Origin of the sequence: Neobacillus sp. 204, assembly GCF_046562815.1 — a bacterium.
Classification (GTDB): Bacteria; Bacillota; Bacilli; order Bacillales; family Cytobacillaceae; genus Neobacillus.
Window position 1 is genome coordinate 139,681 of the sequence record NZ_JBJORY010000008.1, and the last position, 13,062, is coordinate 152,742.

General features: G+C 41.9%; 9 protein-coding genes and 1 pseudogene. 5 read left to right on the forward strand and 5 right to left on the reverse strand.

Features of this window, described 5'->3' with window-relative positions; translation table 11 throughout:
* Nucleotides 1–233: 233 nt before the first annotated feature.
* Nucleotides 234–830, reverse strand: a complete 597-nt coding sequence (locus ACJ004_RS17630) for a TetR/AcrR family transcriptional regulator (RefSeq protein ID WP_410894452.1) — start codon at nucleotides 828–830, stop codon at nucleotides 234–236.
* Nucleotides 831–1,096: 266 nt separating this feature from the next.
* Here ACJ004_RS17630 and ACJ004_RS17635 point away from each other — a divergent pair, with 266 nt between their 5' ends.
* Complete coding sequence (locus ACJ004_RS17635) at nucleotides 1,097–2,572, forward strand: DHA2 family efflux MFS transporter permease subunit (RefSeq protein ID WP_410894453.1); 1,476 nt, start codon at nucleotides 1,097–1,099, stop codon at nucleotides 2,570–2,572.
* A gap of 335 nt (nucleotides 2,573–2,907) precedes the next feature.
* On the opposite strand, the gene ACJ004_RS17640 is transcribed toward ACJ004_RS17635, so the two are convergent.
* The gene (locus ACJ004_RS17640) at nucleotides 2,908–4,158 is read right to left on the reverse strand and encodes an SH3 domain-containing protein (protein ID WP_410894454.1); all 1,251 of its coding nucleotides are present in this window, start codon (nucleotides 4,156–4,158) and stop codon (nucleotides 2,908–2,910) included.
* Nucleotides 4,159–4,360: 202 nt separating this feature from the next.
* Between ACJ004_RS17640 and ACJ004_RS17645 the strand changes: the two are divergent.
* Nucleotides 4,361–4,609: pseudogene (locus ACJ004_RS17645) on the forward strand (cupin domain-containing protein); the annotation flags it as partial.
* Nucleotides 4,610–4,975: 366 nt separating this feature from the next.
* On the opposite strand, the gene ACJ004_RS17650 reads toward ACJ004_RS17645, so the two are convergent.
* The gene (locus ACJ004_RS17650; protein ID WP_410894455.1) at nucleotides 4,976–5,107 is read right to left on the reverse strand and encodes a YjcZ family sporulation protein; all 132 of its coding nucleotides are present in this window, start codon (nucleotides 5,105–5,107) and stop codon (nucleotides 4,976–4,978) included.
* 394 nt (nucleotides 5,108–5,501) lie between these two features.
* On the opposite strand from ACJ004_RS17650, the gene ACJ004_RS17655 reads away from it, so the two are divergent.
* Nucleotides 5,502–5,639: a hypothetical protein gene (locus tag ACJ004_RS17655; RefSeq protein WP_410894456.1), complete on the forward strand. Its 138-nt coding sequence runs from the start codon at nucleotides 5,502–5,504 to the stop codon at nucleotides 5,637–5,639.
* A gap of 144 nt (nucleotides 5,640–5,783) precedes the next feature.
* Here the strand turns inward: ACJ004_RS17655 and ACJ004_RS17660 are convergent, their stop codons facing one another.
* Both ACJ004_RS17660 and ACJ004_RS17665 read right to left on the reverse strand, forming a co-directional pair.
* Nucleotides 5,784–5,960, reverse strand: a complete 177-nt coding sequence (locus ACJ004_RS17660; RefSeq protein WP_410894457.1) for a hypothetical protein — start codon at nucleotides 5,958–5,960, stop codon at nucleotides 5,784–5,786.
* A 115-nt stretch (nucleotides 5,961–6,075) separates the two neighbouring features.
* Nucleotides 6,076–7,671 carry a WG repeat-containing protein gene (locus tag ACJ004_RS17665; protein ID WP_410894458.1) on the reverse strand — a complete coding sequence of 532 codons (1,596 nt, stop codon included), beginning with the start codon at nucleotides 7,669–7,671 and terminating at the stop codon, nucleotides 6,076–6,078.
* 300 nt (nucleotides 7,672–7,971) lie between these two features.
* Here ACJ004_RS17665 and ACJ004_RS17670 point away from each other — a divergent pair, with 300 nt between their 5' ends.
* Together ACJ004_RS17670 and ACJ004_RS17675 are read left to right on the forward strand one after the other, a co-directional pair.
* Nucleotides 7,972–9,603 (forward strand): SWIM zinc finger family protein, encoded by a 1,632-nt coding sequence (locus ACJ004_RS17670; RefSeq protein ID WP_410894459.1) that lies wholly within the window; start codon nucleotides 7,972–7,974, stop codon nucleotides 9,601–9,603.
* Between the two features lie 413 nt (nucleotides 9,604–10,016).
* The gene (locus tag ACJ004_RS17675; protein ID WP_410894460.1) at nucleotides 10,017–12,962 is read left to right on the forward strand and encodes a DEAD/DEAH box helicase; all 2,946 of its coding nucleotides are present in this window, start codon (nucleotides 10,017–10,019) and stop codon (nucleotides 12,960–12,962) included.
* Nucleotides 12,963–13,062 lie beyond the last annotated feature (100 nt).

The window sequence follows — 13,062 nt, forward strand, 5'->3', positions numbered from 1 at the left end:
TACATCAAGGTGCAATCAATGGACTAACACGAGTTGTTACTACCCTAAGAGTTAAGATAAAAACTAACCCGTAAAAGGATATTCCATTTACGGGTTTTGTATTGATATTAAGTTACATAAGAAGCGGATAGAGAAATTCTTATATATTATACTTAAAAATACAGCATGTGATTTCCTAAATTTCAAATGTGTAGTTACGTAAAAGCCAATGAGCCCTGTTCAATTCCTGTTGTTTAGGAATAGTTAGAAAAATAATGTTGAAAAAAATAATCAATTTGATCGCCTATGGGAATTGGGTTCCAATCTATGGGCACGTTTTTTTTGCAAGCTATCAGAGACGGAAAAAAGATGGCCGCATCGATTTGCATCATCATCATGACAAGAACATCATGATCTTTCACTTCTGTAATTTCTTGTAATGTAGCAATAATTTTGGTGAATCCCATTGTTTGCATAAAATCTTTGTATTCAAATTGCGACTCGAATGAAATATTGCCCTTCCCGAGAATTTCCCGGACTAGTTCTGGATACTTTATAATTGAATTTGCATATTGAACCATGAAGGTTTTTAATCTTTCCTTTGGAGGAATAGAATGATCATCTAAAATGAGAAAAGCTTCTCGAAAGGAAGCCAGTAATACTTTCAATGCTTCATTGATCAATTTATCCTTTGACCCAAAATAATAATTTATTAGCGCAAGATTAACTTCCGCTGCTGCAGCGATTTTGCGCAGGGTTACATATTCAAGACCTTCTGTCTTTATTAGTTCCAGTGTTGAATTCAGTATATTTCCCTTTGTAGTCCTATCTTTTTCGGAGCTTTTGGTCATCTTACAACTCCCCTAATACACTTGTTTGAAAATTTATTTTTTAAAATCATAAATTTAAACTTTGTTTAATTTTACACTAATACTCATGTACTTTCTATGTCAAGGTTCTATTTTATTATTTTACCACTTGGACCTACCATGAAAAAAATTTTTCTTGACAGATTGATGGAAAAGAGATAAATTTTAGTTTAAACATTGTTTTAAACGCTGTTTAATTAATAACTTAAATTGAAGATTAAGTTTTTAGAATAGGAGATGAATTTCGTATGTCAACAAAAATAGAAAATAATAATGAAGGCTTTTCTATTAAAACCATCATAGGACCAATGCTAGCTGTCATTGTGGGTATGATAATGGTTATTCTTGATAGTACAGCGATGAATGTTGCACTGCCTGGAATAGTGGAAGATTTTAAATCTGATGTTTCAACCATGCAATGGTCTATAACAGGTTATACCCTTGCATTATCAGCTGTCATTCCTTTAGCTGGCTGGATGACAGACCGATTTGGGGCAAAAAAGATATTTTTAATTACGATTGCCTTATTTACGCTCGGTTCCGTTTTATGTTCTATGGCCCAAACCCCTGAACAGCTAATCCTCTATCGGGTGATTCAGGGTCTGGGCGGAGGAATGGTTGCTCCAATAGGAATGGCCATGATTTTCCGACTGGCTCCTCCAGAAAAAATGGGGGCAGTCATGGGAACACTTGGGATTCCGATGCTTTTAGCACCTGCACTAGGGCCCGTTTTAGCAGGATATCTTGTAGAATACGTTACTTGGCATTGGATTTTCCTTATAAATTTACCAATTGGTATAATTGCCATTTTGGTTGGAATAAAATTTTTACCGAATGTTGAGCGTAAGACAGTTCCAACACTTGATTTTTTAGGAATCCTTTTAGCACCTATTGCCTTCTCCATGCTTGCCTATGGAGTGAGTGAAGGGGGCAAGAGTTGGACTTCATCGGAAACTCTGACTGGATTAATTGTAGGTGGAGCGGCTCTCCTAATTTTCATTTTCGTCGAACTTCGTCAAAAACAACCTTTATTAGAGCTGAGAGTTTTTGGATCATCTGACTTTAGAAAAGGGATCGTTATCACATGGATTTCCCAAATCGCATTATTTGGGGTTATGATTATTGTCCCGTTATTTTTACAAACCGTTAGAGGTTACGGTGCTTTAGATACTGGATTAATTCTACTTCCACAAGCTCTTGCATCAGGTGTTATGATGCCAATCGGAGGGCGTTTATATGATAAAATCGGTGCTCGTCCTTTAGCCATAACAGGCTTGTCTATTATTACTGCAGCGCTATTTATGCTTTCACGAATTACTATGGATACAACTACTGGATTTATCATTACATGTTTAGTGATGATGGGAGCAGGTATGGGACTATCCATGATGGCCATTAATACACATGTTCTTCAATCCGCTCCAAGACATCTTGTTAATCGTGTCACACCATTAACGACAGCGGCTCAACAAGTCATGGTTTCATTTGCAGTAGCAGGGATGACTGGGTTCCTAACATCAAGAATCACTGATCATATGACAGAAACAACTAACCCCATTGAAGCAGCCGTTTCTGCCTATGGTGACACGTTCCTCCTAGCTGCAGGGATTGCGTTAGCAGGTGCACTTTTAGGAATCATCCTTAGCAGACCAAAGCAACAGCCGGAACCTGCATCAGATGATGATTCAAATGACGCGAAAGTCGCCATGATGGCAGGGCATTAATAAGAAAAATGGATGATCTTTTCTCGATAACGGGAAATAGGCATCCATTTTTTCTTTTAGGGGTATCAATTACATAACGCGAATTTACAACGATTATTGTAGATTCGGGTTACCTACCTATTTATCTTGGGTTGATGAAGTGGGGATTCCGCCGATTTGGACGTGAATTCCGCTAAACTGCGGAGTGATTCCGCCAATTTAGATGCGGATTCCGCCAAACTGGGATGTAATTCCGCCAACTTTACCTACTTTTCCGCCGAGCCCCTTTTAAGATACACTATTTCTTCTAAAGCAACTATCCAATAAAAAAAGCCTCACACCGGAGGCTCATCATGTTATTGAAATGATCGTAACGTCATTTGCTGACCCCTTTTTCCTTCAAGTGCTAGGGTGACCATTTTTCCTTCACGCTTTATTAATTCTTTTATCATGTTTCCAGATGCTTTGGCATCATAGGTGCTGCCATTTGACGTGCTAAACTTAAACGTTCCTTGAAGATCTACTTCTTCGATTTGGGCTGTTATTATGATTTGATTCGCAGTAGTAGCTGCCGTTGTGACAGGGATGTTAATTTTTTGTCCAATTTTCAACTTGGATGAGTCGGCCGTTGGATTGAGTTCTTGAATGGATGAAACTGTGATATTTAATGCTTTGGCGATTTTTGTAAACGTATCACCGCTCTTAATCACGTAAACTGATGAACTTGCTATTGTGCTTGCTGGTTGCTTCGTAGTTAAATAGGCTTCACTCACAAACGCAACTTTGCCGTTGAAACTAATTTGAGCCCAGCCATTATTAGTTGATTTCACTGACACACGCTCATTTAATTTTAACGAACCCATTACCGTACTAGGAGTTGAGGCAGCTTCTCTCACTCTTAAGGAAGTGGCTGTTACATACATGGTTTTGGATTGAGTTACAGCTGGTTTAGTCGTTTCACCTGGTGTTGTAAGATAGGCGGCACTCACAAAACAGACTCTTCCCTTAATGAGAATGCTTGCCCAGCCGTTTTCTACGAATGAAACCTTCACCACATCCCCCTTTTTATACATTCCAATGATATCGCTTTCAGTGGACGGGTGTGACCGGACATTTAATGTTGTGGCGGTAACCGTCCTGTTATGTACTAATGGTAAAAGTATTTTTTTACCGTTGATGGAAGATATGCCGTTCGCTTCTAGTATCTCTTGTGCTGTTATCCCATGTGCTGCGGCGATATTTTCGATTTTTTCTCCACTTTTCACCTGATATGTATATTCCTCAATAAAGGCTGCATTGGAAGTGCTGGCAAAAAAGCTAAGTATGACGGTAAAGATGCCTGTCATGACAAGTCTTTTTACTGGGCTTTTTTGAATCCATTGGTTAACTTGCGACACATATGTATTCCAATTGGCACGAATATCTTTTAAGAATCCTTTGACATCCAATACATTTCGAATATCAAAAGAATTGATGCTTTGGTTATATTCGCGTTTTTCCATTCTTGACGTGAACTCCGGTGGGACATTTTTGGATTGCTTGGCCTTTCCATGCGTTTCTTTCCTGATTCGTGTTAATTCACCATTAACAATTAATTCATTCGTCATACTCATTAGTTCTCCTATTCGCTCATTAGGGGTCATGTAATTCTAGCGCTGGATTGATAGGTATACGAACATGGCTAACATGAAAAGCGGCCCATGACATATTACCCCCCTCTGTATTGTTCGACAATTACCAACATTTTCTGTCGCAATTTTCTTCTTTTTTTAAAATAACTTCGATTTGAACCTTTTTATCGGCCTTTATGTCGGCTATGTCCCGTTTGCCATGGGGCATTACATTCAAAACACCAGCCAGGTAAGCCTCTGGTTTTTAGAGATGTTCAAGAGAAATTGATTTGCCGACGTGTCCTTGAACCAGTGGATGGTGCTGACTCCAAAAGAGCTCGTCCAGGATCACTTGAATGTAGGACCGGAGCTGATGAACGCCTTGCGGAAGGAGAAAATGCCTGTCGTCAAATACAATGGGCTTCCGAAATCAACAGGACAAACATGAAGGTGCTTATTGGTGAGTTAATATCCAAATTCAGTTATTCATCCTGATCATTTTTTAGCTAAACATGAGAAAAACGTCTGCTTTATAAGCAAACGTTCTAGGAGGTAAACTTTTATAAATGTTTGGCTGGTGTAGTAATAATATATGTACAAGATAATAAAACTGAATAGACATGTGCTGAGCTAAATTAAAAATATTTCTCCAAATTTGGCGTCGCCCATTTGTTATTCACATTAACTAATTCATATGCCAGAGTGTAGCCGAAGCCCCATAACCAATCCATGGTTCATACACCTTAATGGGGTATTGTTTCAACCCAAAAAAGCCCTTATAGGGCTTTTTTAAGTTAAGAGTAATTGCTTTTTATTAGAAACAGATTACTGCTCCTACGATGATTAACAAGATAAACAATACAACAATTAAAGCAAATCCGCCACCGTAGCCGACACCACCGTAGCCATAGCCACAACAACCGCCAAATCCTCCATAACCAAACATATTACAGTCCTCCCTTAGACTTATTCCTTACAACTTATGTTAAAAATTAAGAATGGGAAGGGCTTTCTCACTAGGACTTTTTTTGAGACAAACACATTATTTATGCTCCTTTTCAAGTTACAACATTTTTTTATCCTCCAGGGGCATAGCGGATAATCGTTGAAAGCGTAAATAAAGATGTTTATAGAACTTTATACACTAGCACTATATTTGTTAAACCGATAAGCCATTTGAATTTGTCATACCCGGTAAACTGGGAAAGCATTGGGATTAAGTTCTTTTGTTTAAATTATTCGGTTTTGTACTCTCTAAAAAATTTATGGAGATTGAGTGTATAAGAGAATGATAGTTTGGCGACAATGATGATAGTAACTTATTTGAGGGGGAATTGAGAATGAAGGAAAATAAGTTGTTATTGTCGGAGTTTGCGAATGAGGAAGGTTTTGAGCTTAATAACTATCTTACGAGTTTGTTTGAATATTTTTCTAGTTTGTCTAAAAACGAGGCCTCGAAGGTGGAGCCCACCCCTTAGATGTATAAGGGAGTGGCTCTTTTTTTGTTGTCGCTTATCAATTTAAGGACCGGTGAATTTGTATTCTGGTTCTGGGATGAGGTATGGGGCCAAGTATGATTCGTAAATGGAACCTATGTAGCAAGGCGCGGCCTGGGTTCATTTTTATAAAAAGATCTTACTTGGGGTGTGGATTCCGCCGACTTTCGGTGTTATTCCGCCAAACCGGGGCGGGATTCCGCCGATTTCCGGAAGAATTCCGCGAAACTGTGGTGGGATTCCGCCAACTTTAGCCGCGATTCCGCCAAACCTCTTATTTGTCCAAGTTTCCGGTAACCACAATTAAGAATTATTCGCCAAAGTTTCCGGCAAATTACAAATAAGAAACCCCTTCTTTCTCAGAAGGAGCCATCCTCTAAAATAAACAGACCTGGAATATCCAGGCCTGTTAACTCTATTAATAATAGGTCAATTTAATGACTACCTTCCCTTTTTTATCAACAAAACCTGCTTTTCCATTTTTCTTTACGTAAACAAGACCCTCTTTGAAACTCCCTACTTGATCATACTGGGGAGTAATGGTGATTTTCCCTTTATCATTAATAAAACCATATTTATCTTTATAGGTAATACAAGCTAAATTATAGTCGCTCTTGTAAAACGGCTCAATGTTGCTATATTTTGGTTTGACCAGGATTTTTCCTGTTGAAGTCAGAATTCCGTATTTAGATCCTTGTCTCACTCGAATCAGACCTTTATATTCAAACGGATCGATGCGGTCATATGTCGGTTTAATGATGACCTTCCCTTTGCTGCTAATTACCCCTTCTTGGTTATTTTCCTTAAAAATAACAAAATCACCAGTAAACTGACCATCCCCATAGGTTGCGAGTCTTAAAAAGTCATAGGTCGGTTTAACAATGATCTTGCCTTGATCATTAACAAAACCATATTTATTATTTTGCATAATAATCGCTAACCCTTGTTTGTTAAACAAACTAATCGAATCATAGGTAAAATCAAGAATCACTTCACCCTTTTTATTAATCATTCCATACTTCCCGTTTTTCATAACAACCGCTGCATTTTGCCAAAATTCATAGAGTGAACTTCCATCACCATCATAGGCTGCTTCATACTGAGGCTGAACGATCATTTTTCCAGTTGTATCAATATAGCCAAGCTTGCCACCGACTACAACAGGAGCTAACCCTCTTCTAAATACATCAACGGAATCATAGATCGGTTCCGCGATTATTTGCCCCTTTGAGCTAATAAAACCGTATTTCCCGTTAAGTCTCGTTTGGGCAAAGCCATTATAAAACTGGGATATCGAATCATATTTTGGTGCAGTTAAGACCTTTCCACTTATATGGATGATCCCGTATTTTCCATCCTTTTTTATTTTAAATAACCCGTTCTCAAACGAACTGATGGAATCATAAACGGGTGTGACGATGACTTTCCCTTGCTTATTCATTAAACCGTACTTTTTATCTTGGTAGACAGTAAACACTCCATTAGTGTTATCGGTGATTTCATCATAGGTTGGCGGTAGGATCACCCTTCCTTTGGTGTCGATGATTCCATACTTACCATTGCTTTTGTAAGCGGCTACACCATTGTGGAAATGATCAATGCTTTCATATTTCGGTTTAATGATGGTTTTGCCGGATGTGCTGATTAATCCATACTTACTATTCTTTTTCACTATAATTGGATTGTAAAGACCATTCTCCGCATAATCATATTGCGGCTTGACAATGACTTTTCCCTTTTGATTAATGAACCCGTATTTATTATTCTTTTTCACGCGTAATAAATTGGTGCGCTTGGATTGATCAATTTGTTCATAAAGCGGTTTAATGGCTACCTTCCCTTTTTTATCCAGCATTCCATATTTACCATTTTGCTTGAATAAAACTAGACCATTGGTAAATTCATATCCGAGAACTTTCTTGGTGCTTGCGGCAAATGTAGTGGTTTGTGATGTACCGATAAGCAAACTAAATAGAATAACAGCACTGAGCCAAACTCTTAAGTATTTTTTCACATGACCCCTCCTATTCATCCAAATTATAACATTAATTTTCTATAATTACCCAATACTTTTATATTATGTAAGTCTATTTCACTCTTGAGGTACCCACTAATTTTAATATTTTTTAGTTCTAATAGTTCTTATCTCTCATATAGGTTAACTCTGCATGAACTGTCTACGATACGCTGGAGTTTTATTAGGTTACGAACGCTGGATTGAGTTCATTTTTCAAAAAGGTGCTTTTTTGGGTATAATAGTGGAATATGGATTTTTATAAAAATTTGACTGGTATTGGAAAAGGGGGTTGTGGCTATGGAGTCGACGCCTGCAAGTGAGAAGATTGAGCTATTTGGGGATCAGGTGCGGGAATTGCTGCACCCGACGGTGACGGAGGATGCCAAGCTGGTTCAGAAGGGTTTGATGCTGTACCGGCAAGGGCTGGTGAAGCAGCTTCAGATATGGGATAAAAAGATTACGGCCATGGTTCAGGATGTGACACCCTGTTATGTGAAACTGAATTTTGAGTTTTTGTCGTGGAGTGAGTGCACGTGTCCTAGTGACGGATTTTGCCGGCACCAGATGGCGGTGTTTTTTAGTGCGTATTCTAGAGACGGCAGTGTGGCCGATTGGGTGACTTCGTGGCGCGAGCCGATTCGTGAGTCGAAGGCGATTTCGAGCTGGGGGATGCAGACGGCGAAGGATTTGATTAAGGCGAATGGAGTAACGAAGCCGGATTATGGCCGCTGGGTTCATTCGTTTGAGGTGAGTTTTGATACGCTGCTGGCGACAAAGAAGTACACGAGTCCTTATGTGATTCCGGAGTTGTTTGGGATTTATGAGCGCCGGATTCATGCGAGCGCGCCGGTCGAGCAGGAATGGCGTTTGCTGTATGAGTTGGTTGGGATTGTGGTTTCGTTTCGGAAATTAGCGCAGTTGAGTGATCAGCTGGGTCATGATGAGGATATGGTGAAGCGGGCTTATTTGCATTTGTTCCATAATTTGATGGATGATGCCGAGGAGCTCGCGATGAAGATTGGTGTGCAGTCGCTGCCGTTTGATTTTGATGAGTTTGTTGATAAGTTACGGGCGGATACGTTTGAGCTGTTGACCTGTACGCAGGGCTTGGAGTATGAGCGGATTTTCTTGTACCGGCTGTTGTGGATTCATTTTTTTAAAAAGAAGGCGTGGCGTGAGGAAGAGTTGGTGAAGATTGAAGCGCGACTGAAGGTGCTGCAGGATTGGGAGAGCCCTGCGCCTTTGTTGCTTGCTGGGATTCATTTGAATTTCTTGCTTGGGAATGATGAGGCGGCGTTAAAGTTAGTTGGTCCGTTTAGTGATGCGGAGATTGCGCCGTATTTGGGGTTTTGGATTGATTATTTGTCGGGGCTGAAGGCGTGGAAGCGTGCCGGCGCGGTGATTGAGTTATTTTTGCAAAAAGTGAAGGGGTATTTGGAGTGGCTCGGCGGTTATCATAGCTGTGCGACGTTTGTACGGAATGCGCTGCGATCGGTGGCTCCTTATTGTGCGGAAAGTGACCGAGTCGATTTGTATGAGCGGGCCTTGCTTGCGATGCTGCCGTACAGTTTCTCGGATTATGAGTATGTGTTGTTTGAGCGGAAGCAGTATGACCGCTGGGGCGAGCTGCAGGCGTTTGTCGGCTTGGATTATTACGAGTTGCCGAAGGACCGGTTGAAGCTGATTGAGAAGGAGCAGCCTGAAGTGCTGCTTGGGATGCTGCATCAGACCGCGCAGAAGGAGATTGATCAGAAGAACCGGGCCAGTTACCGGATGGCGGTACGGCATTTGAAGAAGTTACGGACGCTGTATAAGAAGTTAAAACGGGTTGATGATTGGGAGTATTTCTTGGACACGTTGCTGGAGCGGACCAAGCGGCTGCGGGCGTTTCATGAGGAGTGTAAACGGAGTAAGTTGATTGAGGGATAGTGTTGGGTACGAGTTTCTGCACCGTTAGGGTTTGTTGTGCGGGCTTGTACCTTTTTTTTGAGATCCGATTTGTCTAGAGACATATTTAGTTCCCATTTTTTATCAAACCACGTACAATAGTCCACCTATTGTAAAAACTTCAAGACTCGCCCTCCTCTAACCACACATTTTTGGGTATAATAAAGGAATATGGATTTTTATGGACTTCATTATTATTGTGTGAATTTTGTTATTGATGGGTTTTGTGCCATTTTTTATATGTTTTGTACGATTTTAGGGGGCCTTTGTGCCATTTTTTATATGTTTTGTGCCATTTTTAAGGGGTTTTGTGCCATTAGACATTATTTGGAAACCACCAACTAGTAAATAGCCTATGATGTTCTTTTTCCCCCACAAAAAGGAGTTTTGTATCGATGCTTAAAACAAGGTTTATGAAATTGCTGACAACTAAAATCGGGGAAGGTCGTTTTCTTCTTACTGCTGAGGATGAACGAGGTCATGTGATGAGCCCGTTTAGGTGGAAGAATCTCGTTTTCAGCAGTCATGAGGAAAGCTTCTTTGGAACGCTTCTTGAGACGGAGACCGTGGACGGTGTAGAAGGTGTAGTTGTGAGCAGCTGGCATCTGGTCTCGCTTTTTGCCAAGGAGTCATTTAACCGCTATATCGAGTGGGATTGGAATGAACAATCTGAGATTTGTCTGGCGACCGCCCATGCGCTTTATGAGGGCATTCTCGAAAAAGATTGGCTGCCGGACTTTTCGGTCTGGGAGCACGGCGATTTCCGCTGGAAGCTTCCTGAGCGTGTGAAGGAGGAGTTTGATCCATCCTTTTGGGAGCAAACGATTGAAGAACCCGTCAACGATGAATCGACAGACCCCACTCTTGGGACAACAAAAAATTATATTTCCAACTTATATAACGATGCCCTGGACGGCTATTTGACGCGGAATGCGGCGATGAAAGAACTGTTCGGGCCGAAGCTTGACTTGCTCCGGAAGCAAAATATTTCCGGCAGCGAACTCGCACGTTATTTTGATGAAGAAAGCTGGCTGGAATGGGTCGGAATTAAAGAAAGCGACACACCATTTACGATTGGGCTCCGTCTGGATGAGCCTCTAGATGGCGAAGGTGCGTGGAGCCTGGATTTATTTTTACGAGGAAAGAAAAATGTCGATGAGGTTCATGATGTTGATGGTTCCACCAAGATTCCCGCGAAATGGCGTCCTTTTTTGGAAAAAGTCGACCGTGAGCGGGAACGCTGGGTCCGCTTGATTCCTTGGTTAGGCGAGGATGGTTTCTTTAAAACTCATCTGAGTGAGGAAGAAGCGTGGATGTTTTTGACCGAGGCAAGTGAGACGCTGGTGGCACTTGATGTCGAAATCCTCCTCCCTTCTTGGTGGCAGGCGATGAAAAATGCCAATTTGAAGGTGAAAGCGTCGCTGAAAGGTACATCGAGTCACCGGCCATCCTTTGTCGGACTCCAAGCTATGCTTGATTTTAATTGGCGCTTTTCGATGAATGGTGTCGACCTGTCTGAAGATGAGTTTGGGAAACTTGTCGAGGAAAAAAGACGGCTTGTCTTTATTCGTGGCCGCTGGGTGAAGTTGGATCCGCAATTTATTCGACAAATTCAGGATATGATGAAACGAGCTGAAAAAGAAGGATTGCATGTCCGCGACTTGCTCGAACAGGAGCTGATGGAATCAGAAGCAACTGAAGACGAGCTCGAGAATCCAAAGGCGTTTGCCAAAATTCAAATTGAGTTGAACCGCCAATGGAAACAGATGATCAAGCAGCTGTCGGAAGTGCATGAAATTCCAATGGAGGACGTGCCTTCTGGTCTGCAGGGAGAACTTCGGCCTTACCAGCAACTTGGTATGAGCTGGCTCTGGTTCCTGCGTCAGTATGGGTTTGGCGCCACCCTCGCTGATGACATGGGGCTTGGTAAAACCGTGCAGCTTATTTCCTATTTGTTGAAGGTGAAAGAGGTTGTCGGGGGTGAGTTAGCTGTAGTGCCTGACACCCCAAGTGAACCGAAGAAGCGGAGCAAAAAAGAGGAAGAAGCCAATGCTAAGCCTGCTGCAAAGGTTCCAACAAAGGCGGCGCTGATTATTTGCCCGACTTCCGTGCTTGGAAACTGGCAGAAGGAGCTGGAGCGCTTTGCACCGGAGTTGAAGGTGCATCTGCATTACGGGTCAAACCGTTTGAAAGAAGAAGCTTTTACCGAAAAGGCAAAAGATGCGGATATTGTTTTGACTTCATACGGGCTGAGCCATATTGATTTGGCGGAATTTGAAGCGATGATTTGGAGTTCAATTGCGATTGATGAAGCACAGAATATCAAGAATGCCCAGACTAAGCAGTCGAAGGCGGTCCGGAGGCTGCGCGGCCGCCACCACATTGCGTTGACTGGGACACCGATGGAAAACCGATTATCGGAATTGTGGTCGATTTTTGATTTTACCAATCACGGCTACCTTGGCAGCTTAGGGCAATTCCAGAAAAAGTTCGTGATTCCAATTGAAAAAGATGAGAAAAAGGAAAAGGTGCAGCAGCTTCAAGCGTTGATTCGGCCGTTCTTACTGCGCCGCACGAAGAAGGATGAAGAAGTTGCCCTTAATCTCCCTGACAAGCTGGAGCAAAAGGAATATTGTCCGCTCACGGCTGAACAGGCGTCGTTATATGAGCAGCTCATCCATGATACGTTTGCAGAAATTGAAAAGCTGTCCGGCTTTGAGCGCAAAGGGTTAATTTTACAAATGCTTAGTAGGTTGAAGCAGTTGTGCAACCACCCGGCCCTCTATCTGAAGGAAAAGTCAGTTGGGCGCGAGCTGCTGGAACGTTCGAATAAGCTGGAGAAGCTTATCGAATTGATTGACGCGGTTTTGGAACAGGGCGAAAGCTGTCTGATTTTCACCCAATATATCGAAATGGGCGAAATGATTCGAACTACCTTGAAGAAGAAATTTGGCATAGAAGTGCCATTCTTGAACGGAAGCGTGCCAAAAGCGAAGCGGGACGAAATGATTGAACAGTTCCAGAATCAAGAGTTCCCGGTGTTCTTACTGTCATTGAAAGCCGGCGGAACGGGGCTGAATCTGACGGCGGCCAATCACGTTATCCACTACGACCGCTGGTGGAATCCGGCTGTCGAGAACCAGGCCACTGACCGTGCCTACCGCATCGGCCAATCACGGTTCGTCCACGTGCACAAGATGATTTGCACAGGCACACTCGAGGAAAAGATTGATGCCATGCTTGAGAAGAAGCAATTCCTGAATGACCAGATCATCCAGAGTGAGAACTGGATCACTGAGTTATCGACGGATGAACTGAAAGACTTAGTGTATCTGGGCTGATGTCGGGATTTTGAGTGTAGTGACGGTGTTTGTGATGTTAATGGTGTCAGGCACCAGCGTATACATGGGCAAGAAGAGGATAAAACCGCAATGGTTTATC

What these genes read in the sequence shown, in the direction of transcription:
- ACJ004_RS17650 (WP_410894455.1), bottom strand. Translation starts at nt 5,107, where the DNA reads ATGTTTGGTTATGGAGGATTTGGCGGTTGTTGTGGCTATGGCTACGGT.
- ACJ004_RS17640 (WP_410894454.1), bottom strand. Translation starts at nt 4,158, where the DNA reads ATGACGAATGAATTAATTGTTAATGGTGAATTAACACGAATCAGGAAA.
- ACJ004_RS17630 (WP_410894452.1), bottom strand. Translation starts at nt 830, where the DNA reads ATGACCAAAAGCTCCGAAAAAGATAGGACTACAAAGGGAAATATACTG.
- ACJ004_RS17675 (WP_410894460.1), top strand. Translation starts at nt 10,017, where the DNA reads ATGCTTAAAACAAGGTTTATGAAATTGCTGACAACTAAAATCGGGGAA.
- ACJ004_RS17655 (WP_410894456.1), top strand. Translation starts at nt 5,502, where the DNA reads ATGAAGGAAAATAAGTTGTTATTGTCGGAGTTTGCGAATGAGGAAGGT.
- ACJ004_RS17670 (WP_410894459.1), top strand. Translation starts at nt 7,972, where the DNA reads ATGGAGTCGACGCCTGCAAGTGAGAAGATTGAGCTATTTGGGGATCAG.
- ACJ004_RS17635 (WP_410894453.1), top strand. Translation starts at nt 1,097, where the DNA reads ATGTCAACAAAAATAGAAAATAATAATGAAGGCTTTTCTATTAAAACC.